General features: G+C 67.4%; 20 protein-coding genes. 10 read left to right on the top strand and 10 right to left on the bottom strand.

From position 1 onward, the window contains the following. Positions 1 to 290: 290 nt before the first annotated feature. The 3 genes from metC to ACP690_RS03630 form a co-directional block, all read right to left on the bottom strand. Positions 291 to 1,505, bottom strand: a complete 1,215-nt coding sequence (metC, locus tag ACP690_RS03640; RefSeq protein ID WP_426260169.1) for a cystathionine beta-lyase — start codon at positions 1,503 to 1,505, stop codon at positions 291 to 293. Next, on the bottom strand, positions 1,495 to 2,349 hold the full coding sequence (gene sseA, locus ACP690_RS03635) for a 3-mercaptopyruvate sulfurtransferase (protein WP_426260301.1): 855 nt from the start codon (positions 2,347 to 2,349) through the stop codon (positions 1,495 to 1,497). Before sseA ends, metC begins: the two co-directional genes overlap by 11 nt. Before the next feature lie 67 nt (positions 2,350 to 2,416). Next, positions 2,417 to 3,961 (bottom strand): cryptochrome/photolyase family protein, encoded by a 1,545-nt coding sequence (locus tag ACP690_RS03630; protein WP_426260168.1) that lies wholly within the window; start codon positions 3,959 to 3,961, stop codon positions 2,417 to 2,419. A gap of 29 nt (positions 3,962 to 3,990) precedes the next feature. Here ACP690_RS03630 and queF point away from each other — a divergent pair, with 29 nt between their 5' ends. The 3 genes from queF to ACP690_RS03615 all read left to right on the top strand — a co-directional run bounded on the left by queF (position 3,991) and on the right by ACP690_RS03615 (position 8,171). Then, positions 3,991 to 4,437 (top strand): preQ(1) synthase, encoded by a 447-nt coding sequence (gene queF, locus ACP690_RS03625; protein ID WP_017977579.1) that lies wholly within the window; start codon positions 3,991 to 3,993, stop codon positions 4,435 to 4,437. Positions 4,438 to 4,560: 123 nt separating this feature from the next. Beyond that, a complete protein-coding gene (locus tag ACP690_RS03620; protein WP_294313430.1) occupies positions 4,561 to 6,837 on the top strand; it encodes a glycosyltransferase family 4 protein in 2,277 nt (758 codons plus the stop codon). 53 nt (positions 6,838 to 6,890) lie between these two features. Then, positions 6,891 to 8,171 carry a glycoside hydrolase family 130 protein gene (locus ACP690_RS03615; protein ID WP_331360622.1) on the top strand — a complete coding sequence of 427 codons (1,281 nt, stop codon included), beginning with the start codon at positions 6,891 to 6,893 and terminating at the stop codon, positions 8,169 to 8,171. A 236-nt stretch (positions 8,172 to 8,407) separates the two neighbouring features. On the opposite strand, the gene ACP690_RS03610 is transcribed toward ACP690_RS03615, so the two are convergent. Together ACP690_RS03610 and ACP690_RS03605 are read right to left on the bottom strand one after the other, a co-directional pair. Next, a complete protein-coding gene (locus tag ACP690_RS03610; RefSeq protein ID WP_156002590.1) occupies positions 8,408 to 8,575 on the bottom strand; it encodes a hypothetical protein in 168 nt (55 codons plus the stop codon). 146 nt (positions 8,576 to 8,721) lie between these two features. After that, entirely contained in the window at positions 8,722 to 10,701 is a 1,980-nt protein-coding gene (locus tag ACP690_RS03605; RefSeq protein ID WP_426260167.1) for an OPT family oligopeptide transporter, read from the bottom strand. A gap of 138 nt (positions 10,702 to 10,839) precedes the next feature. Between ACP690_RS03605 and ACP690_RS03600 the strand changes: the two genes are divergently transcribed. After that, complete coding sequence (locus ACP690_RS03600; RefSeq protein WP_426260166.1) at positions 10,840 to 12,135, top strand: homoserine dehydrogenase; 1,296 nt, start codon at positions 10,840 to 10,842, stop codon at positions 12,133 to 12,135. Between the two features lie 154 nt (positions 12,136 to 12,289). Here the strand turns inward: ACP690_RS03600 and ACP690_RS03595 are convergent, their stop codons facing one another. The 5 genes from ACP690_RS03595 to ACP690_RS03575 all read right to left on the bottom strand — a co-directional run bounded on the left by ACP690_RS03595 (position 12,290) and on the right by ACP690_RS03575 (position 15,075). Beyond that, positions 12,290 to 12,727 carry a hypothetical protein gene (locus ACP690_RS03595; RefSeq protein ID WP_426260165.1) on the bottom strand — a complete coding sequence of 146 codons (438 nt, stop codon included), beginning with the start codon at positions 12,725 to 12,727 and terminating at the stop codon, positions 12,290 to 12,292. After that, entirely contained in the window at positions 12,724 to 13,071 is a 348-nt protein-coding gene (locus ACP690_RS03590; protein ID WP_426260164.1) for a hypothetical protein, read from the bottom strand. Before ACP690_RS03590 ends, ACP690_RS03595 begins: the two co-directional genes overlap by 4 nt. Before the next feature lie 80 nt (positions 13,072 to 13,151). Further along, positions 13,152 to 13,427: a hypothetical protein gene (locus ACP690_RS03585; protein ID WP_017977587.1), complete on the bottom strand. Its 276-nt coding sequence runs from the start codon at positions 13,425 to 13,427 to the stop codon at positions 13,152 to 13,154. Positions 13,428 to 13,487: 60 nt separating this feature from the next. Next, entirely contained in the window at positions 13,488 to 13,919 is a 432-nt protein-coding gene (locus ACP690_RS03580; protein ID WP_426260163.1) for a CoA-binding protein, read from the bottom strand. Between the two features lie 208 nt (positions 13,920 to 14,127). Continuing rightward, on the bottom strand, positions 14,128 to 15,075 hold the full coding sequence (locus ACP690_RS03575; RefSeq protein ID WP_426260162.1) for an Mrp/NBP35 family ATP-binding protein: 948 nt from the start codon (positions 15,073 to 15,075) through the stop codon (positions 14,128 to 14,130). A gap of 71 nt (positions 15,076 to 15,146) precedes the next feature. Between ACP690_RS03575 and hflK the strand changes: the two genes are divergently transcribed. The 6 genes from hflK (at position 15,147) to leuB (ending at position 22,825) form a co-directional block, all read left to right on the top strand. After that, positions 15,147 to 16,277, top strand: coding sequence for an FtsH protease activity modulator HflK (gene hflK, locus ACP690_RS03570; RefSeq protein WP_017977590.1), 1,131 nt, complete (start codon positions 15,147 to 15,149; stop codon positions 16,275 to 16,277). Then, positions 16,274 to 17,149, top strand: a complete 876-nt coding sequence (gene hflC, locus ACP690_RS03565) for a protease modulator HflC (protein ID WP_294284756.1) — start codon at positions 16,274 to 16,276, stop codon at positions 17,147 to 17,149. Before hflK ends, hflC begins: the two co-directional genes overlap by 4 nt. Before the next feature lie 153 nt (positions 17,150 to 17,302). Continuing rightward, positions 17,303 to 18,859, top strand: a complete 1,557-nt coding sequence (locus tag ACP690_RS03560; protein ID WP_017977592.1) for a Do family serine endopeptidase — start codon at positions 17,303 to 17,305, stop codon at positions 18,857 to 18,859. 147 nt (positions 18,860 to 19,006) lie between these two features. Next, positions 19,007 to 20,656 (top strand): helicase HerA-like domain-containing protein, encoded by a 1,650-nt coding sequence (locus tag ACP690_RS03555; RefSeq protein WP_426260161.1) that lies wholly within the window; start codon positions 19,007 to 19,009, stop codon positions 20,654 to 20,656. Positions 20,657 to 21,021: 365 nt separating this feature from the next. Beyond that, complete coding sequence (gene recO, locus ACP690_RS03550) at positions 21,022 to 21,753, top strand: DNA repair protein RecO (protein ID WP_426260160.1); 732 nt, start codon at positions 21,022 to 21,024, stop codon at positions 21,751 to 21,753. 34 nt (positions 21,754 to 21,787) lie between these two features. Then, positions 21,788 to 22,825, top strand: a complete 1,038-nt coding sequence (gene leuB, locus ACP690_RS03545; RefSeq protein WP_147036608.1) for a 3-isopropylmalate dehydrogenase — start codon at positions 21,788 to 21,790, stop codon at positions 22,823 to 22,825. Positions 22,826 to 22,831: the final 6 nt, after the last annotated feature.

The raw sequence follows: 22,831 nt of genomic DNA, 5'->3' as shown, positions 1-22,831 counted from the left end.
GGCGCCGTCCTGCATCTGACCATTCCGCTATGGAGCGGGACGGCCTCAAATCAGTCCGTCATGGCAAGCGCAGCGAAGCCATCCAGAGCCGGACCAGGACGCCCTGGATCGCCGCGCTACGTTCGCGATGACGGCTCAGGTTCGGCCGGACGTCACTTCGCCGTGGTGCGGACCGACGAACCGGTCCGCCCTTTGACATGCGCCTATTGGAAACGATGAACCCCGAACGTTTCGGTTAAGGTGTTCATCTTGTCTCTGGTGCCGCCGTGGAGCCAGCAGCGCTCGCCCGGTCAGGCACGCGCCCGAAACGCGGCGAGCCCCCGGTCGAGATCGGCGATCAGATCGTCCGGGTCTTCAAGTCCGATCTGCAAACGGACCAGCGGCCCGGCATAGTCGCGCGGCGCGGCGGTGCGGATGCGCGCCGGATCCGCGGGGATGGCGAGGCTTTCGAACCCGCCCCAGCTATAGCCGATGCCGAAATGGTCGAGCGCGTCGATCAGCGCGGCCCGCGCCGCCTCGTCGCCGCCGTTGAGCACGAAGGAAAACAGCCCGCTCGATCCCTTGAAGTCGCGTGCCCAATAGTCGTGACCAGGGCAGGAGGGCAAAGCAGGGTGGAGCACCTGCGCGACCTCGGGCCGGGTCGACAGCCATTGCGCGATGGCCAGCGCGCTCTTCTGATGCTGGGCGAGCCGGACCGCCATGGTGCGCAGGCCGCGGCTGCCGAGCCAGGCATCGTCGGGCGAGGTCACCTGCCCCAATTGATAACTGACGTCGCGCAGCGCCGCATAATGGCCGGGCGCGGCGGTCACCGACCCTAGCATCACGTCGCTATGCCCGACGACGTACTTCGTCGCGGCAAGGATGGTGAGGTCGATGCCCTTCTCGATCGCCGGGAAGAACAGCGGCGTCGCCCATGTGTTGTCGAGCATGGTGGTCAGCCCGTGGCGCTTGGCGACGGCGACGATCGCGGGCAGGTCCTGCACCTCGAAGGTCAGGCTGCCCGGACTTTCGAGGAAGATCGCCTTGGTGGCGGGGCCGATCAGTTGTTCGATCCCCGCACCGATCAGCGGATCGTAGAAGAGGGTGCTGACGCCGAACCGCTTCAACAGCTGCATCGCTTGTCCCCGCGTCGGGTCATAGGCGCTGTCGACCAGCAGCAGTTCGTCGCCCGGCGACAGGACGGACAGCAACGCCGCGGCGATCGCCGCGACGCCCGAGGGGTAGAGGAGCGTCGCCTCCGCTCCGGGCTCCAGGCTCGTCAGCGCATCGGCGAGGCTCCATTGCGTCGGCGTACCGCGGCGGCCGTAATAGAGGCGGTGGTGCGTGTCGCCATGCCCGTTGGCGCGCAGATCGGCGATGGTGTCGTAGAGGATGGTCGAGGCGCGCCAGACCGGCGGATTGACGATCCCGGCGGTCCATTCGGGGCGGCGGCCCGCCTGGACGACGCGCGTGGCATCGCCCAGGCGAGCTTCCGGGGAGGTTTCGTCGTCGGAGTTACGCGTCAACGGCTTCCTTGGCTCCCATGGCCTTGGGCGTCGAGCGATCCGCTCCCCATTCCGACCAGCTGCCGTCGTACAGCGCCGAATCCTTGCCCAGCAAGTGCAGACCGAATGCCAGCGTGGATGCGGTGATGCCCGAACCGCAGGTCAGCGTAATGGGTTTGTCCAGGTCGACGCCCGCACCCTCGAACGCGGCCTTCAGCGCGTCGCCCTGTTTCCAGGTGCCATCGGCGTTGAAGATGCCGGTGTACGGCAGGTTCTTCGATCCGGGGATATGGCCGGCGTGCGTCGCGGGGCGTGGATCGGGTTCCTCGCCGGTGAACCGCGCCGCCGATCGGGCGTCGAGCACTTGTTCGGCCCGGCTGTCGACGTTCGCCTTCATCTGGTCGAGGTCGCGCACGGTCTTCCGGTCCGCCCAGACGGTGAAGTGGCGGTGGCGCAGCTGTTCCTTGCCGCTCGCCGTCTCACGCCCCTCGGCCTGCCATTTGGCGAGGCCGCCGTCGAGGATCGCGACATCATGGGCGCCGAACGTGCGTAACATCCACCATGCGCGCGCTGCGGTATGCCAGGGGGAATTGTCGTAGAGGACGATGCGGCTGCCATCGCCCAGCCCCAGGCTCTGCATGCGGCTGGCGAACTTTTCGGCGGAGGGCAGCATCATCGGCAGATTGCTGTCGGTATCGCGCAGCTCGCCGAGATTCATGAATACGGCGCCGGGGATGTGCGCAGCCTCATATTCCGCTGCCGCATCGCGACCCAGCGCGGCGTCCACATAAGTGGCATCGACGATCCGCAGGTCGCTTGCGCCCATCTCTGCGGCCAGCCATTCGGTCGTCACCAACGCGTCCATCACACTCTCTCCATTCACGTTTGCACGTTCACGTTCGGGCTACGCTGGGGAGGAGTGCCCGGATGTCTCAATAACCGGATTCGCCTGCGGTGTCGAGACTCTGTAAGAAAGTTTTAGCTTGGGCGCGTGTTTCATTACGAGATTGCGCACTTTGCTTCTTCCATGTCGCGTACGGCATGCGCAGCCGCTGATTGTCGCCAAGCTTGCCTTCGTGCCGCGCGAGGAAGTCCCAGTAGAGGGCGTTATACGGGCAGGCATCCTCACCCACCCGCTTCTTCACGTCGTAGCGGCACTGCCCGCAATAATCGCTCATCCGGTCGATGTACGCGCCCGACGAGATATACGGCTTCGATCCCAGCAGACCGCCATCGCCGAACTGGCTCATGCCGAGCGTGTTGGGCAGCTCGACCCATTCATAGGCGTCGACATAGACTTCCAGATACCAGCGATGCACCTCGGCCGGATCGGCGCCGATCAGTAGCGCGAAATTGCCGGTCACCATCAGCCGCTGGATGTGATGTGCGTGCGCGGTCTCCAGCGTCTGGCCGATCGCTTCCTTCAGGCAGTGCATGTCGGTGTCGCCGGTCCAATACCAGCCGGGCAGCTTGCGCTTATGGTTCAGGAAGTTGCGGGTCACATAGTCGGGCCCCTCGCGCCAATAGATGCCGCGCATATATTCGCGCCAGCCGATAATCTGGCGGATATAGCCCTCGACGGAGTTGAGCGGCGCACGGCCGGCGCGATATTCCGCCTCGGCGCGGCGGCACAGATCGAGCGGATCGAGCAGGCCAGAATTGATGTAGGGCGACAGGATCGAGTGCCACAAATAGCGTTCGCCGGTCAGCATTGCGTCCTCGTAATCGCCGAACTGCGGCAGCGCCTTGGCCAGGAAATAGGCGGCCTGCTTTTCGGCATCCTTGGCGGTGACGGCATAAGCGAAGCCGTCGAGCGTGCCGGGATGATCGGCAAAGCGCTCCGCCACCAGCGCCAGCACCTCTTTGGTGACGGCGTCGGGTTTGAAGACATGCGGCTGCGGCATGAACAGGTCCGCCTTGGCGGGCTTGCGGTTCTCCTTGTCGAAGTTCCAGCGGTCGCCGACGGGTTTCTTGCCGTCCATCAACAGCCCGGTCTTGCGGCGCATGTCGCGATAGAAGAACTCCATGGTCAGCTGTTTGCGTTCGGTCGCCCAGGCGTCGAATTCGGCATGCGTGGCGACGAAGCGGTCGTCGGGGCGGATCTCGACGGGGATGCCGAAGATCGTTTCCCAACTCTCCAGCATCGCCGCAACGCGCCATTCGCCGGCCTCGGTCACGACGATGCGTTCGGGCGCGTGCCGCTCCACCGCGCGCGCGATTTCGCCGGTGAAGCTGCCGGCATTGTCGGGGTCGTCGAGCTTGACGTAATCGACCGTCCATCCGGCCTTTTCGAGCGCCTTGGCATGGTGGCGCATGGCGGACAGGATATAGGCGATCTTCTGCTTGTGGTGGCGGACATAGGTCGTCTCGTCACCGACCTCCATCATCAGCACGACCGTATCGGCAGGGTCGGCATCGCGCAGCGCGGACAGCGTGGGCGTCAACTGGTCGCCCAATACGGGAACAAGCGTTTTCATCCGGCCTCGCGTCTCCTACATGGGCCGCCATGACCCCGATGCATCTTGGCCAGACCAGCCAGCTGCCCGCTTCTCCCGAAGAAGCGGTGCTCGATTATGTTCCCAATCCGCGTCTTGGTACGACCTATCTCGTCCGGTTTGCGGTGCCCGAATTCACGTCACTGTGCCCGGTAACGGGGCAGCCCGACTTCGCGCACCTTGTCCTGGACTATGTGCCGGGCGACACGATCGTCGAATCGAAGTCGCTGAAGCTGTTCCTCGGCAGCTTCCGCAACCATGCGGCCTTCCACGAAGATTGCACCGTCGGCATCGGGCAGCGGCTGTTCGACGAGATGAAGCCGCAATGGCTGCGGATCGGCGGCTATTGGTATCCCCGCGGCGGCATTCCCATCGACGTTTTCTGGCAGTCGAGCGCGCCGCCGGCCGACCTGTGGCTGCCCGATCAGGGCGTTGCGTCCTATCGCGGGCGAGGTTGATCGAGATCAGCATCATTGCCAGGTTGCGCTGCAACATGAGTGCAACCTTTCGGCCGATCGGCTGTTCATCCCTCGGTAAGGTTGCGGCTCTGCCCGTAATGTTGCGCCAGCGAAGGATGAGGTATGGTGACCACGGCAGCACAGGGTGACGCGATCCGGCATCTGGCCTTGATCGGCAACTTCCTGCCGCGCCAATGTGGTCTGGCGACGTTCACGACCGACGTGTGGCAAGCGATGCGCGATCGCTTCCCCGATGTGCAGGTCGACGTCTATGCGATGGACGATCATCCGGGCCGGTACGCCTATCCGCCGGCGGTGACGGGGACAATCCCGCAGCACGATCTGTCCGCCTATCTGTCGACGGCGCGCACGATCGAAGCGAGCGGCGCGCAGGCGATCTGGGTTCAGCACGAATACGGCATCTATGGCGGGCCGGCTGGCGAGCATCTGCTCAGCCTGCTCGATCGCACCACTTTGCCGGTCATCGTAACCCTGCATACGGTCCTGGAAAAGCCGAACGCCGACGAGCGTCGCGTGCTGGAAGGCCTGCTGCATCGCGCGGCCAAGATCGTGGTGATGGCCGAGCGCGGTCGCGACATCCTGCGCCGCGTCTATGGCGCAAATCCGCGCCAGATCGCGATGATCCCGCACGGCGTGCCAGACCGCGCGTTCGTCGATCCCGAGACGTTGAAGCCCCGTTTCGGCTGGCAGGGACGCGATGTCGTGCTGACCTTCGGCCTGCTCGCGCCCGGCAAGGGCATCGAGACGATCATCGAGGCACTGCCCGCGATCGCGGAGCGGCATCCCAATCTGCTCTATGCGGTGTTGGGCGCCACCCATCCCAATCTCGTCGCGCATGAAGGCGAGGCCTATCGCGATCGGTTGAAGGCGCTCGCCGAACAGCTGGGCGTCGGCGATAATGTCGCGTTCATCGACGGGTTCGTCGAGCATGACGAACTGCTCGACTATCTGCAGGCCGCCGACATCTATGCGACGCCCTATCTCAACCCCGCGCAGATCACGAGCGGGACGCTGTCGTACGCGGTCGGCGTGGGCAAGGCGGTCGTTTCGACGCCCTATGTCCACGCCACCGAAATTCTGGCGGATGGCCATGGCGTGCTGGTCGACTTCCGCGACGTCGCCGCGTTCGCGCGCGAGATCGATCGCCTGCTGTCGAGCAAGCGCGACCGGACGCGGCTGGCGCAGCGTGCCTATGATCGCGGTCGCACGATGATCTGGCCCCGGCTCGCCGAATCGGCGCTGCACGAGCTGGAGGTCGCCGTCGCATCGCGCCCGCGCCGCCTCGCCCAGTCGGCGCCGCATGGTCTGCGCGCGCTGGAGCCCAATTTCGCGGCGGTCGAGCGGATGAGCGATGCGACCGGCATGCTCCAGCATTCGATCTATTCGGTGCCCGATCGCCGCCACGGCTATTGCATCGACGATAACGCCCGTGCGCTGATGCTGATGAGCGCGATGGACGATCTCGATCCCGTGGCGCGGGACAAATGGACGACGATCTACGCCTCGTTCATCCAATACGCGTGGAACCCGGAGGCACGACGGTTCCGCAACTTCATGAACTTCGACCGGACGTGGTGCGAAGACGTGGGGTCTGAGGATTCGAACGGCCGCGCGATCTGGGCGCTCGGCGTCACCGCGCGCGACGGCAAGGACGCCAAGCATCGCGACTGGGCGCGGACGATGTTCGATCGTACCGCCAGCCTGGCGCTGGAACTGGGGTCGCTCCGCGCGCAATCGTTCGCGATGCTGGGTGCCGCAGCAATGCTGGAGACGTCGCCGGGGCACGAGCTCGCGCGGTCGATCCTCCAACGCTTCCCGGACGATCACCTTGCCCTGCTGGCGGCGGCACGCCGGCCGGAATGGCGCTGGTTCGAGATCGTGCTGGCCTATGACAACGCGCGCCTGCCGCAGGCGCTGGTCGTTGCCGGTCAGGCGCTGGGCCGACAGGATCTGATCGATTGCGGGCTGGAGACGCTCGACTGGATCGTCGCCAAGCAGACGTCGCCGGAGGGGCGCTTCCGCGCGGTGGGCACGGAGAGCTTCCATCGCCCCTATGCCGATCCGTTGCAGTTCGATCAGCAGCCGTTGGAGGCGCAGGCGACGGTCGATGCCTGTCTCGCCGCCTGGCGTGCGACGGGCGACGCCCGCTGGGTCGCCGAGGCGGAGCGGGCGTATGGCTGGTATCTGGGCCACAACGACCTCGACCTCCCGCTGGCGACGGCCGCGGACGGCGGCTGTTTCGACGGCCTGATGCCGACTGGGCTCAATCGCAATCAGGGTGCGGAGTCGATCCTCGCGCTGCAGCTGGCAAGTTGTGCGATTTCGGGGCTTTCAAAGGCGACCCAAGGCGTGGCAGGGACATCGCGCGCCGTCGCCTGATACGATCGGGTGACGGCGTCATAACGACCGGTCGACGAGGGTTCTGAAGCGCGATGGATTTGTTCAATCACGGGTTGCGGCTGCACGCCGATCCGTCCCGCGTCGTCGTCCGCCCGTTCCACATCGCGTGGGGCGGCAAGGGCGGCGCCCCTAACCGAACGGAACGCCTGGTTGGCGAAGTGCTTGCCATGCCGACGGAAGAAGCACGCGATCAGCTTGAGGCCGTGCTGAAGGATTTCGAGGCACGCCACTGGCAGACCCGGCGTGTCTTCATGACGCGCTACGACGAAATCGAGGAACTGCTCGGCCTCGACGGCACCGAGATCAGCGACGAAAAGCGCCAGCTGATCGGCGCCTATTTCTGCCACGAATACAGCTATGCCGCGGCGGCGCTGATGAACCCCAGCGCGGTGCCACATTTCGACCAGTCGGGCATGCCCGAAGGATCGATGCGTATCCTGATGAGCTTGCGCTCGGTCGGCGAGGGGCACATCTCCTCGGTCGCGTTCCGCGAAGGCATCATCTCGAACGGGCACGAACTGGAACTGGCGCCAGAGCCGCCCTTTGCCACCGCCACCGACGTGATCGGCGGCGAGGAAGAAATGCCGGCGGGGCCGGTCACGGTCTGGCGCCATCGCGATTCGACGCTGTCGGGCACGGTGATCTTCCCGATCACGCAGGCGCAGTCCAAGGGGTTGGAAGATCTGCGCATCAGCCACTTCCAGCATGACGATGGCAGCTTCGAATGGATCGGCACCTACACCGCCTATAATGGGTCGGTGATCCAGTCGGAACTGATGCGCACGCGCGATTTCCGCAGCTTCGACCTCGTGCCGATGTCGGGCTCTGCGGCGCGGAACAAGGGTATGGGCCTGTTCCCGCGCAAGGTCGGCGACCAGTATATGATGATCGGCCGGCAGGACGGCGAGAATTTGTTCCTGCTGAAGTCGGACAGCTTGGAGCATTGGGACGAGGGCGAGAAGATTCTGACCCCCGTCTTTCCGTGGGAGTTGGTGCAGATCGGCAATTGCGGTCCGCCCATCGAGCTGGACGAAGGCTGGCTGCTGCTGACCCATGGTGTCGGCGCGATGCGCAAATATTCGATCGGCGCGGCACTGCTCGACAAGAACGATCCGTCGAAGGTGCTGGGCCGCACGCGCGAACCCATCCTCGCCGCGAAGGATCAGGATCGCGAGGGCTATGTCCCGAACGTCGTCTACAGCTGCGGCGCGATCCGCCACGGCGACACGCTGTTCTTGCCCTATGGCATCGCAGACAGTTCGGTGGGATTTGCCTTCGTAGCGATCAAGGACCTGCTCGCCGCGATGGTGTGAGCGGGCTTCGGTATCGGCACTGTCACCCGTCGTCCCGGCGCAGGCTTGGATAGAGCCTCGAGCGTGGCGGCGGTGCGCCATCATCGCCCTAGAGCCGGATGCCAATGACCTAGAACCGTTCGTGCTGAGCTTGTCGAAGCACAGGTGCCCGCAAGTGCCGACCTCGCTTGTGGCACCCCGCCCGTCGACAGGCTCAGGGCGAACGGAGAAGGGGGATTAACGCCATGTCATCATGCTCAGCGCGCGTCGCGGGAGTCGCGCGTGGCGGGGATCTGCGACAATTTGGTCAGCAGCAACGGAATGTCATCGGTGATGAACGTGTCGGTCGGCACGGGCATGCTACGACGCAGCGTACGGCCAACGGTGCTGAACCGATCGCGATGCTGCTGTGCTGACGATGTCACGACTGACCCCAAATGACGCATACGGCAAACCCGGCGATCGCCGGCCGGGGGGGGGGGATGGCTGGGCGATCACCGGGTTCTGAAGGCATAACGGCGTGCATAGGTAAGGGTTCCCGGCGCGACGAACGGTTCGTCGCTTTTTGGGATCAGGGCTGCGTCACCGATCGGCGTGTCAGGCGATAGAGGCCCGCGACCAGCGCCAGGAAGGCGATCGTACCGCCGATCAGCGCGATCGTGTCGAACCCCGCCGGCGCGATCGCCAATGGCGCGTCGGACCCGGTGACATAGACGATGACGGCGAAGGCGACGCCCCACAGGCTTTCGCCGACGATCATGCCGGTCGCGGTGAGCACGCCCATGCGCTTGGCGAATTCGACGTCGGGCGTGCGGTCCGCCCAGCGGTCGTACACCGCGCCGATCACCGCGCCGAGCACGACCGGCAGCGTCACCGCCATCGGCAGGTAGACACCGAGGCCGACGCCGAGCGGCGGCAGGCGGAGCTTGCCGGTGCGGCCCAGCGTCTCGTCAAGCGCGATCACGCCGACGCCGATGAGGGCGCCGTAACCGATCATCGCCCAATTGAGGTTGCCGCCGAGCACGCCCTTCGCCAGCGCGGAAATTAGCGCGGCCTGCGGGGCGGCGAGCGCATTGGGGCCGGCGCCCGGCGCGCCCTGGAACCCCAGCGTCGTGGCGAGCAATTCGAGCACGGGCGGCACGACCAGACTGCCGAAGATGACGCCGAAGATCAGCGCGACCTGCTGCTTCCAGGGCGTCGCGCCGACCAGCTGGCCGGTCTTGAGGTCCTGGAGGTTGTCGTTGGAGATGGTCGCGACGCCGAAGACGATGCCGGTGACGATCAGCGCATAGGCGACGAGCGCCTGCGTCGTGTCCGCGCCCGCACCGCGCCCGAACAGCCCAACCAGCATCAGCGAGGCGGCGAGGACGGAAAGGATGCCGATCCCCGACACCGGGCTGTTCGACGCGCCGATCAGACCCGCCATATAGCCGCACACCGCCGCGATCACGAGGCCGAGGACGAGTACGAACACCAAGGCGCCGGCGATCAGCACGACCGCCGATCCCGCCAGCGGCCCCCCTGCGATCACAGACCAGAGCAGGCCCGCGATCGGCACCAAAGTCACAAGGCTGACGATCGCGACGATACCGATCGGCAGATCGCGCTCGCCCAGCGCCAGCGTCGCGCCGCTACGCTTGGCTGCGCTGGCCGCGATCGACGAGCGGATCCCTGCGATCACCGGCCCGATGATCTTGAGCAAGGTCCAGATCGCCGCGACGCCGATGACGCCCGCGCCCAGGAAGCGCACGTCGGTGCGGAATACGCCGCCGACCCAATCTTCGAGGCCGACGCCGGCCGCGGCAGGCGACAGGCCGGTGAGGATCGGCAGGGCGACCCACCAGCCGATCACGACGCCGGCGAACATCGCGAGGCCGACCGACAGGCCGACGAGATGCCCGGCACCGATCAGCGCGAACGACAGGCCGCCCGAGATCGCGGTCGCGCCGCTGCCGATGCGGAAGAACTGCGCCGCCTCTGCAACGACCAGCTTCGTCTGGGTGAGCAGTGCGAAGCCGGCCGAGACGATCGCGTTGACGACGATGAGCTTCAGGCCCTTGCCGCTTTCCGCTTCGCCCGCGCGGCTGCCGGCGCCGACCATCAACACCTCGGCGGCGGCGCGGCCTTCGGGATAGGGCAGGTCGGTATCGACCACGAGCGCGCGGCGCAGCGGCACCGAGAACATGACGCCGAGGATGCCGCCGGTCATCGTGATCCCGGCAGTGAGCAGATAGGGGAAGCCCTGCCACCAGCCGATCATGACGAGGCCGGGAAGCACGAAGATGATCGCCGCCAATGTGCCCGCTGCGGAGGCGACCGTCTGGACGATGTTGTTTTCGAGGATCGTCGCGCCGGGCAGATAGCGCAGGATCGCCATCGAGATGACCGCGGCCGGGATCGACGTTGCGAAGGTGAGGCCGACCTTCAGCCCGAGGTACACGTTCGCCGCGGTGAACAGCAAGGTGATGAGCCCGCCGAGCAGGATGCCGCGAACGGTGAGTTCGGCGACGGGCGTCGTGCGGTCGGACCGGGGGGAGGGGGCGGTGGCCATGGATCGGGCGCTCGTCGGCAAAGGGAGGTGTCGCGTGGTTCTGCACGTCGCATGGCGGATCGGCAATGGCAGGCGTCCCGTGCGACATAAGCTTGCGCTATCTCGACAGCGGACGCTGCTTTCCGCTAGGCGGCGGCCATGACCACGAACACACCCTTGCGCGTCGCCTTGTCCGGTCTCGGTACGGTCGGCGGCGGCGTTATCCGCCTGCTCGATGCGAACCGCGACCTCATCACCCGGCGTGCGGGCCGCGGGATCGAGGTGGTGGCGGTGTCCGCCCGCGATCGTAGCAAGGACCGTGGGATCGACCTGACCCGTTTCGACTGGGTGGACGACACGCGCGAACTGGCGGCGCACCCGCAGGCGGATGTGGTGGTGGAGCTGATCGGCGGCTCCGACGGCCCGGCGCTGACGCTCGCCCGCTCGACGCTGGCGGCGGGCAAGGGTTTCGTCACCGCCAACAAGGCGATGCTGGCGCACCACGGCCTGCAACTGGCCAGCGCGGCCGAGGCGGCGGGCGTGCCGCTGAAGTTCGAGGCGGCGGTCGCGGGCGGCATCCCGGTGATCAAGGGGTTGCGTGAAGGCGCTGCCGCCAATGCGATCGGCCGGGTATACGGCATCCTCAACGGCACCTGCAATTTCATCCTGTCGAAGATGGAGGCCGAGGGCCGCGATTTCGCCGAGGTGCTCGCCGAGGCGCAGGCGCTGGGCTATGCCGAGGCGGATCCGAGCTTCGATATCGACGGCGTCGATGCGGCCCACAAATTGTCGATCCTGGCGAGCATCGCCTTCGGCACGCGGCCGGCGTTCGCGGACGTGGCGGCGACGGGCGTGCGCCACGTCATCGCGGCGGATATCGCGGAGGCGGCGGCGCTGGGGTATAAGGTGCGGCTGGTCGGCGTCGCCGAATCCGGCGCGAACGGCCTGTTCCAGCGCGTCCATCCGCATCTGGTGCCGATCGACCATCCGCTCGCCCATGTCACCGGGTCGCTCAACGCGGTGGTGGCGGAGGGCAATTTCGTCGGCCGGCTGTTTTTCCAGGGCGCCGGTGCGGGCGAGGGGCCGACCGCGAGCGCGGTGGTCGCCGACCTGATCGATATCGCGCGCGGCGAGTTCGGCCCGCCCTATGCGATGCCCGCCGCCTCGCTGACCGCGGAGCCCAAGGCGGATAGCGGCGAACGCCGTGCCCGTGCCTATCTGCGCTTCACCGTCGAGGACAAGGTGGGCGTGCTCGCCGAGATCGCCGCGGCGATGCGCGATGCCGGCGTGTCGATCGAAAGCCTGATCCAGCGTGGCGTCGCCGCCGACGGCAGCGTCATCGTCGCGATCGTGACGCACGAAGGGCCGGAACGCAGCGTCGCGCATGCGCTGGAGAAGCTGCGCGGATCGCAGAGCCTTGCCGGCCAGCCTTTGTGGATGCCGATCCTGGGGTGACGTCCGCCATTTCGCGGAAGATGGACGACAGGAACACCTGAACGGAAACGTTCGGGGGGTATCGTTTGGGGCAGTGTCCCACGGCTCATCGTTGGCGCGTGTTGCTCCCGCCATTTTTGTCATCCCGGCGTGCGCCGGGATGACGGAAGAAGGGTTACGGCTTGACCGTCACCGTGCCCGTGGGCGGCGGGTCGTCGAGCGGGATGGCGATGCGGCCGCGTTTGTCGGGTTTCTTGGCGAAGGCGGATTTGAGCGCTTTGGCCGCGGCGATCGCCATCGGCACGATCGGCGGCCCGAAGCCGACCGTACAGCCGCCCTGGCGTGCCGCGCAGGGCGTTCCCTGCAATTCCAGCGCGCGGACGCTCGAGAGTTCGGGGTTGGCGCCGCGGCCGGGGGCGGGGTCGCGCTCGTCGGGCAGGGGCAGGCGATTGCCGGTGTCGCCATTGCCGCAGACGACGATCGTGCCCTTGTCGTCGGGCTGGCCGCATTGCTTGGCGAGGATCGAGAAGCGCTGCGGCGTGGCGGCCGGCTGTGAGGCGGTGGCCGGCTGCGTCGCGGCCGCGGCCTGCAAGGCGACAGCGAGCAGGATCATGGCGCCAGCGGCCGGTCGGTGGTGCCGGTCAGGCCGTTGCGACTGCTCATCGTGACGCCGGCCATGCCGCCGCCGACCTTGAAGGGCGAGAGTTCCTCGACCGGATTGGTGCGGTGGAGCAGGCGGTCGCGCTCGACGGCGACCGCTTCGTAGCGCGGATCGCCGGCATCATGGACGATGAAGGGAACGCGGAAGCGATCGGCGCGGCGACGACCGCAGACGGTGATGTCGGTCGTGTTGGGATCGGCGACGCAGCGTTCGCCGGCGATCACGTCGCGCGATCGCCCGATCAGCCCCTGCGCATCGTCTCCCGCCTGTACGGCCAGCAGCATCATCCAGATCATGCATCCCCCCTCATGCGGGCAGGGCCTATCGTCGCGGGTCGATCGCTTTCGGTCAATCGTCTCCGACTACTCGTCCCCGATCAGTCGTCGAAGTCGGTCTTGAAGATCGTGCGGCCGCGGCTGGTGCAGAATTTGTCGCCGACCACCTGACATTTCGTGCCGTCATTGGCGAAGGCGCGGTCCTTCGAATTGCGGGCGAGCGGATCGGGTTCATAGGGAACGCGATAATCCTCCTGCCGCGGCGGCGGGGTGCAGGCGCCGCTGATGCAGCCGAGCGTCGGTTTGGAGGGCGTCAACTTGAACCCCGCGACGGTGTCGTTGGCGGCGGACGGGATCAGCAACAGCAGCGCGAACATGGGACGGGCACTCCCGAACGGCTTTGGTGGGAACGAATGTTGGCCGAAACGGCGCGACGATCAAGCGCTAACCGGGGCGACCTGCAGGCGCGGGATTTCGATCGCGGGGCAGCGGTCCATCACGACCTGCAATCCGGCGGCCTCGGCGCGGGCGGCGGCGGCTTCGTCGATCACGCCCAATTGCATCCACACCGACTTCGCGCCGATCGCGATCGCCTGATCGACGATCGGGCCGACCGCGTCGGAGCGGCGGAAGATATCGACGATGTCGATCGGGTCGCCCAATTGATCGAGGTCGCGGAAGACGAATTCGCCGTGCAGGTGCTCGCCGGTGATCTGCGGGTTGACCGGGATCACGCGATAGCCGTGGGTCTGGAGCGTCGCCATGACGCGGTACGACGGGCGATCGGGCCGATCGGACGCACCGACCAACGCGATGGTGCGGGCGGTTTCGAGCAGCGTCTTGATCGCAGCATCGTCGGTGAGGGGCATCGGTGCGTCTCCGGCTGGGTGGGAGCTATACCGATGCCGGGGGCGGTGGTTCCGCGGGATGGGGCCGAGGTGTTGGCGTTCCGTAGCTTTCTTCTCGTCACCCCAGGCTTGATCCGGGGTCCCGCTGCTCGGCGAGGTTCGAAGAAGAAGCGGGACCCCGGCTCGAGGCCGGGGTGACGGGTGTGGTGGGTGACGCGGGCGGGGGGCGTTAGTGTGTGGCGAGCCACTCCGCGACGCGGGCGGCGATGGGGGCGAAGATCGTGTCGTTCGGGTCCGCGGCGGGCGGGCGGCCGGCGTCGGAGGCGGTGCGGATGTCGATCGCCAGCGGCACGCGGCCGAGGAAGGGCAGGCCGAGCCGCTGGGCGGTGGCTTCAGCGCCGCCCTGGCCGAAGGGGTCGGAGATTTCGCCGCAATGCGGGCAGGCATAGCCCGCCATATTCTCGACGAGGCCGATCACCGGCACGCCGGCCTTGTCGAACAGGTCGATCGCGCGGGTAGCGTCGATCAGCGCGAGGTCCTGCGGGGTCGAGACGATCACGGCCCCGGCGGGCTTATGCTTCTGGACCATCGTCAATTGCACGTCGCCGGTGCCGGGCGGCAGGTCGAGCACGAGCGTGTCGGTGGCGCCCCAGTCCGCCTCGACCAATTGGGTCAGCGCGCCCGCGACCATCGGCCCGCGCCAGGCGAGTGCGCGGCCGTCCTCGACCAACTGCCCCATCGACAGCATCGGCACGCCATAGGGCGTGGGGACGGGATCGAGCACCTTGTCCTTCGCGGTCGGGCGCTGGCCCTCGGCGGCCATCAGCCGCGGCTGCGACGGGCCGTAGATGTCGGCGTCGACCAGTCCGACGCGGCGGCCGCTCTGCTTCAGGGCGATGGCGAGATTGGCGGCGAGCGTCGACTTGCCGACGCCGCCCTTGCCGCTCGCCACCGCGATCAGCCGGCGGGCCACGCGCTCGGCGGTGACGACGAGGCGGACCTCGCCGGCCCAGCTGCGCTCGGCGGCGGCGCGGACCTCCGCCTCCAGCGCCGCGCGCGCGCGCGCCGACAGGCCGGTCGCGTCGAGGACGATGCCGGCGCGGTCGCCTTCGAAGCGCAAGGTGGCGCGGCTGCCGGCGGCGGCGCGGACGGCGGCGATCGTAACGTCTTGTGTCATGGGCGGGCAGATAGGGGCCCGGCTGCGGCTTGGCACTGTTTTTCCGCAAACACCCTCCTATAACAGAGGGCATGACGATCCTGCCGGGCAACACCAATCGCCCTCCCATTCTCGCCGCCGAACCGCCGAAGAGCCCGTGGGGATCGGGCGATGACGATCAGGGCGGTGGCCCGCGCAACCCCTGGGCGCTGCCGCCGGGCGGTCGCAAGCCCGCCAACAAGCCGACGGCGCTCGACGAATTCCTGAAGAAGGCGCGCGGCGGTGGCGGTGGCGGCAATGGCGGGGGCGGCGGCTTCGGCGGCCTGCCCGTGTCGCCCAATCCGCGCGCGCTGTGGCTGATCGGGGCGGGGATCATCCTGCTCGTCTGGATCCTCTACACCTCGATCCACCCGATCGCGCCGCAGGAGCGCGGCGTGGTGACCTACCTTGGCCGCTATTCGGGGACGCTCGATCCCGGCATCGCGATGACGATGCCCGCGCCGATCGCGCGCGTGGTGAAGGTGGACGTGCAGAATATCCGCATCGAGAATTTTCCCGAGACCGGCTCGGAAAATCTGATGCTGACGCGCGATCAGAACATCATCGACCTCGCCTATGCGGTGCGCTGGAAGATCGCCAATCCGCAGGATTACGTGTTCCAGATCGACAAGCCGCGCGAGACGGTGCGCGCGACGGCGGAAAGCGTGATGCGCGAAGTGGTCGCCAACCAGACGCTCGACGCGGCACTGGGGCCGGGCCGCGCGCAGATGGAGAACCAGGCGCAGGAGCGGATGCAGAAGGTGTTGGACGATTACAAGTCGGGCATCGTCGTGGTCGGCGTCGGCATCAAGCAGGCCGATCCGCCCGCGCGCGTCAATGATGCGTTCAAGGACGTGACCGCCGCGCAGCAGGACGCGCAGGGCGTGCGCAACCAGGCGCAATCCTATGCCAAGCAGGTGATCGCGCGCGCCGAGGGCGAGGCGTCGCAGTTCGACAAGGTGTACGAGCAATATAAGCTCGCCCCCGCCGTCACCCGCCGTCGCATGTATTACGAGACCATGGAGGCCGTGCTGGCCAAGTCCGACAAGACGATCGTCGAGCCGTCGAACGTCGTGCCCTATCTGCAGTCGCAGGGCGCGCGCCGCCTGCCCGACAGCGTGCCCGCGGCACCGGCGGCGGTGACGCCGACCCAGCCCGTCACCACGACGGGAGGCGGCCAGTGAAGGGGCTTTGGCGACACCCGATCGCGCTCGGCATGGCGGCGCTGGTCCTTGTCATCCTGCTCGCCGCGACGATCGTGATCGTGCCCGAGACGCAGCAGGTGGTGATCCTGCGCTTCGAACAGCCGGTGCGCACGGTGAATGCGTGGAAGCCGAACGAACAGTTCGGGCGGACGGGCGCGGGCCCGATCCTGCGCATTCCGTTCGTCGACCGGTTGGTATGGCTCAACAAGCGCGTGCTGGACGTCGATTACGACAATCAGCAGGTGCTCTCGTCCGACCAGCTGCGGCTCGAGGTAGATGCCTATGCGCGCTTCCGCATCATCAACCCACTGAAGGCGGTGAACGCGACCGGCAGCACGTCGCAGACCGAGAGTGCGATCACCGACGCGCTACGGCCGCTGCTCGGCAGCTCGATCCGCAACGAGCTGGGCAACCAGCCATTCGCGACATTGCTCAGCCCCGAGCGCGATCAGGTGATGGACAATATCCAGGCGCGCCTGCAGCGGCTCGCCAGCCAATATGGCGTGCAGATCGTCGACGTGCGGATCAAGCATGCCGACCTGCCCGATGGCAGCCCGCTCGACCGTGCGCTCGCGCGGATGGCGACGGCGCGCCAGCAGCAGGCGATCACGATCCGCGCACAGGGGCAGAAGGACGCGCAGATCATCCGCGGCGAAGCCGATGCGCAGGCCGCGCGCATCTATGCCGAAAGCTTCACCAAGGACGCCGACTTCTACGACTTCTACCGCGCGATGCAGTCGTATCGTCACACGTTCGGGGCAGACGGCGGCCCGGCGCCCAGCGGGTCGACGAACATCATCCTGTCGCCGAACAACAGTTACTTGCGCGAGTTCGAAGGGCGTGGTCGGTAACGGGGAGGCCAGTGGGGCGTTGATTGTCGGCGCCCCGCTCCCCAGCTGATCATTCCCAGCTTTCGGGGCCGTGAACATTCAAGCGGCGTTCAGGCGTTCGGGGCCAGTACGGCCCCGCTCCGGGACGCCATTTAAGAAGAGGATTTCCCCCTAGTGCGCTACGCCTACGCCATCACCAGTGCGCTTCTCCTCGGCGGTGCGACCGCCACGCTCGCGCTGCAGCCGAGCGTCGCCCAGCAGGCCCAGAACGAACCGGGTGCCATCCAGGCGAGCGTGCCGCGCTCGGGCGCGCCGATGAGCTTTGCCGACATGGTCGCCAAGCTGCAGCCGGCGGTCGTAAACATCTCGACCAAGCAGACGATCGTGCAGCGTCAGCAGGCGAACCCGTTCTCGGGCACGCCCTTCGGCGACCTGTTCGGCGGCATGGGCATGGGCGGACAGGGTGCGCCGGTGAAGCGCGAGGGCGCGTCGTTGGGCTCGGGCTTCCTGATCTCGCCCGACGGCTATGTCGTGACCAACAACCACGTCATCGCGCCGGGCGCGCAGGGCGCGACGGTCAATTCGATCACCGTCACGCTGAACAACAACAAGGAATATACCGCCAAGGTCATCGGCAAGGACCAGGATTCGGACCTGGCGCTGCTCAAGATCGACGCGACCAACCTGCCCTATGTGAAGTGGGGCGACAGCAGCAAGGCGCGGGTCGGCGACTGGGTGCTGGCGATCGGCGAGCCCTTCGGCCTGGGCGGCACGGTGACCGCGGGTATCATCTCGGCGATCAACCGCGTCACCGGACAGGGCGGTGCATACGACCGCTTCATCCAGACCGACGCCTCGATCAACCAGGGCAATTCGGGCGGCCCGATGTTTGACCTCAACGGCAATGTGATCGGCGTCAATTCGCAGATCTTCAGCCAATCGGGCGGCAACATCGGCATCGGCTTCGCGATCCCCGCGGCGACCGCCAAGCCGATCATCGAAACGTTCATGAAGGGCGGCAAGATCACACGCGGCTATATCGGCGTGACGATCGGCGGCGCGGTGGACGACGATGCGGCGGCGGCACTCGGCATTCCCAAGGGCCAGGGCGAGCTGATCGCCGGGGTCGAGCCGACGGGGCCGTCGGCGAAGGCGGGCCTGCGCTCGGGCGACGTGGTGACGCGGATCAACGGCCAGGACGTCAATCCGAACCAGACGCTGACCTATCTCGTGTCGAACCTGCAGCCGGGCACGACCGCGCGCTTCGATATCCTGCGCGGCGGCAAGCCGATGACGATCAACATCGCCGTCGCGACGCGTCCGTCGAACGAGCAGTTGCAGGCGCGCGCCAACGGCGGCGAGGATTCGGGCGGCTTCGGGCCGAACGGTGGTCAGGGAGACGACGACGGGTCGGATGACGGCACGACGCAAGGAACAACGGCCCCGCTCGGCCTGAACGTCCAGCCGCTGACGCCGGGTATCGCGCGCGCGATCGGCGTCGATCCGACGGTGCAGGGCGTCGTCATCGCGACGGTCGACGCAAGCAGCGACGCCGCCGGCAAGCTGAAGCGCGGCGATGTCATCCAGGGCATCAATGGCAACCCGGTGCGCACCGCGGCGGATGTCGCGCGGATCGTCGCCCAGGCGAAGGCGGCGGGCCGTCCGCAGGTACTGCTGCTGGTGCAGCGTGGCCGCGGCGCGCCGGGCTTCATCCCGCTCAAGGTGAAGTGATCGCGTCCGGTACGACATTACGCCGTCACCGCGGGTCAAGCCTGGGGTGACGGGAAAAGGGTCGCTGCTCTTTCAGGGCGGCGGCCCTTTTCCTTTGGCCGCCCGCCGCGCTACGTCTGCCGCCGGGAACAAGCAGGAGCGCGAGGCATGGCGGACGGGATCTTCATCGGGGCCGGCGAAGGCGAGGGCGGTAAGCCGCAGATGCTCGACCTCCGCCGAGCCAACCGCCACGGGCTGATCGCGGGGGCGACCGGCACCGGCAAGACGGTGACAGTGCAGGGGATCATCGAAGGCTTCAGCACGATCGGCGTGCCGAGCTTCGTCGCGGACGTGAAGGGCGACCTGTCCGGCCTCGCCATGGCGGGATCGCCGACCGCCAAGACCCACGCCGCCTTCGCCGCGCGTGCCGCGGAGATTGGAGAGAGCGACTGGGCCTATGCCGACACGCCCGTGCAATTCTGGGACCTGTATGGCGAACAGGGCCATCCGATCCGCACCACCGTCAGCGAGATGGGGCCGCTGCTACTGAGCCGGCTGCTCGACCTCAACGAGGTGCAGGAGGGCGTGATGACGATCGCCTTCCACGTCGCCGACAAGGAAGGGCTGCTGCTGCTCGACCTCGACGATTTGCAGGCGATGCTGGCGCATTGCGCGGAGCGGGCGGACGAGCTGACGACGAACTACGGCAACGTGTCCAAGCAGTCGATCGGCGCGATCCAGCGGTCGCTGCTCCAGCTGCGCACGCAGGGGGGCGAGCATTTCTTCGGTGAGCCGGCGCTGGAGATGGACGATTTCCTCCGCACCGACGACAAGGGGCGTGGCATCGTCAACATACTCGCCGCCGACAAATTGATGGCGGCGCCCAAGCTCTACAGCACCTTCCTGCTGTGGCTGATGAGCGAGCTGTTCGAGCATCTGCCCGAGGTGGGCGACCCCGATAAGCCCAAGCTCGTCTTCTTCTTCGACGAGGCGCATCTGCTGTTCGACGACGCGCCCAAGGCGCTGCTCGACAAGATCGAACAGGTCGTACGGCTGATCCGCTCGAAGGGCGTCGGCATCTATTTCATCACGCAGAACCCGATCGACATTCCCGATACGGTGGCGGGGCAGCTGGGCAATCGCGTGCAGCATGCGTTGCGCGCCTTCACGCCGCGCGATCAGGCGGCGGTGCGCAGTGCCGCCGAGACGTTCCGCGCCAATCCCGGCGTCGACGTCGCGACCGCGATCACCGAGTTGAAGGTCGGCGAGGCCCTGGTGTCGCTGCTCCAGCCCGATGGGTCGCCGTCGCCGGTCGAACGCACGCTGATCAAGCCGCCCGCCAGCCGTGTCGGCCCGGTGACCCCGCAGGAGCGCGGCGTGATGATCCAGACCGACGCGATCGGCGACAAATACGATACGGCGGTGGATCGCGAATCGGCCGAGGAAATCCTCGCCGCCAAGACGCAGGAGGCGGCGGCGTCTGCGGCGGCGGCACGGGCGGCCGACGATGCGGAAAAGGCGGCGGCGATGCAGGCCAAGCAGGACGCGCAGGCTGCCAAGGAAGCGGCGCGGGCCGCGGCGGCGCAGGCGAAGGCCGAGGCGCAGGCGCAGCGCGCGGCGGAGCGTGAGGCGGCCAATTCACCTTGGGCAAAGGCGGTGACGTCCGCGACCCGCGCGGCGAGTTCGTCGATCGGGCGGCAGGTGGCGAACGAGATCGGCAAGCAGGTGTTCGGCACGGGATCGCGGCGGTCGTCGTCGTCCGGCGGTCTGGTGGGGACGGTGCTGCGCAGCGTGCTGGGGAATTTGATGCGGCGGTGAGGGGGGCTCCGGTCGCCCCATCCACCGCGTCACCCCGGACTTGGTCCGGGGTCCACCGGGCCGCGGGGGCGTGGTTTGAGCCTCTGAACGTCCCCCTCGCCGCGGAGTGGACCCCGGACCAAGTCCGGGGTGACGCGGTGTTCGTGGGCGGTGGTGCGGCCGTCTTCGGCTGTCGGTTTGGTGTGGGCAGTGTTGCTGTAAGGTTTGCCCCGCGTCGTCACCCCGGACTTGATCCGGGGTCCCGCTACCTCGGCGGTTGAAGAAGCGGGACCCCGGCTCAAGGCCGGGGTGACGGGTGGATTGGGGGGAGAGACGCGTTCGAAGCGGCCCGCGACTTCTCCTCTTCGCGGGCCTATATCCTGGCCATGCATCTGCGCGCGCCCGCCATCGTCCTCGCCGTTCGCGCGCATGGCGAGCATGGGGCGGTGGTGCGGGCGCTGACGCGCGCCGATGGCGTGCAGCCGGGCTATGTCCGGGGCGGGCGGTCACGGCAGATGCGGCCGATCCTGCAGCCGGCCAATGCGATCCAGGGGGAATGGCGGGCACGGACGGGGGAGCAATTGCCGGCGCTGACTATCGAGCCGCTGCACAGCCGTGCCGCTTTGCACGGCGAGCCACTCGCGGCGGCGGCGCTGGCCTGGGTGACGGCGCTGACCGCGGCGGCACTGCCCGAGGCGCAGCCCTATCCGCACCTGTACGATGGTTTGGGCGCGGTGCTTGATGCGGTGGAGGCGGCGCCGTCCGCGCGTGGCTGGGCGAGCGTGCTGGTGCGGTACGAGCTGCTGCTGCTCGCCGAGCTGGGGTTCGGGCTGGATCTCGGCCGGTGCGTGGTGACGGGCGGCGACGCGGATCTGGCCTATGTCTCGCCACGCAGCGGGGGGGCGGTGTCGCGCGGTGCGGCCTATGGCTATGAGGAGAAATTGTTCGCATTGCCGGCGTTTCTGCATGCGGGCGGGGCGGCGGAGTGGGCGGATATCTTTACCGGGCTGGCGATCACCGGCCATTTCCTCAGCCGCGATGTGCTGACCGATCGACACGCCGATCCGCTCGCGGCCCGCGCGCGGCTGGTCGCCATGCTGAAAAGGGCCGTTGCGTGAGCAAGGCCCGCGCGGCTAGGCAGCCGCCATGGCAATGATCGCTCTCCTCGCCGGTGACGGCATCGGTCCCGAAGTCGTCGCACAGGCGCGCCGCGTGCTCGACGCGCTCGATCTCGACCTCACCTATGAAGAGGCGCTGGTCGGCGGCGTCGCCTATCATCAGGCGGGCCATCCGCTGCCGGAGGCGACGCTGGACGTGGCGCGGCGCGCGGACGCGTTGCTGTTCGGTGCGGTCGGCGATCCGACGTGCGACAGCCTCGAACGCGGCCTGCGGCCCGAACAGGCGATCCTGGGCCTGCGCAAGCACCTCGGCCTGTTTTCCAACCTGCGGCCCGCGACCCTGTTCGAGGGCCTGGAGGATGCGAGCGCGTTGAAGCCGGAGGTGGCGAAGGCGATCGACTTGCTGATCGTCCGCGAGCTGAACGGCGACGTCTATTTCGGCGAAAAGGGCCGGCGTGCCGGCAAGGATGGCGCGCGCGAAGGCTATGACATCATGTCGTACGACGAGACCGAAGTGCGCCGCATCGCGCATGTCGGCTTCCAGGCGGCGGCGAAGCGGCGTGGGCAGCTGTGCTCGGTCGACAAGGCGAACGTGCTCGAAACCTCGCAATTGTGGCGCGACGTGGTGATCGAGGTGTCGGCCGAATATCCCGACGTGCAGCTCACCCATATGTACGTCGACAATGCGGCGATGCAGCTGGTGCGCAATCCGGGGCAGTTCGACGTGATCGTTACCGGCAATCTGTTCGGCGACATCCTGTCGGATCAGGCGTCGATGTGCGCAGGGTCGATCGGCATGCTGCCCTCGGCGAGCCTGGATGATGCGGGCAAGGGGCTGTACGAGCCGATCCACGGGTCGGCGCCCGATATCGCGGGGCAGGGCAAGGCCAATCCGTGCGCAGCGATCCTGTCCGCGGCGATGATGCTGCGCCATTCGCTCAGCGAACCCGCGGCGGCGGACCGGATCGAGGCGGCGGTGGCGCGTGCGATCCGCGACGGCGCGCGTACCGCGGATCTGGGCGGCACGATGAGCACCGCCGCGATGGGCGACGCGGTCCTCGCCGCACTGTAAGCGACG

The organism is Sphingomonas sp. DC4900 (assembly GCF_049896485.1).
In the GTDB taxonomy this organism is placed as follows: domain Bacteria; phylum Pseudomonadota; class Alphaproteobacteria; order Sphingomonadales; family Sphingomonadaceae; genus Sphingomonas; species Sphingomonas aquatilis.
This window is presented reverse-complemented; position numbering and strand designations above follow the sequence as displayed.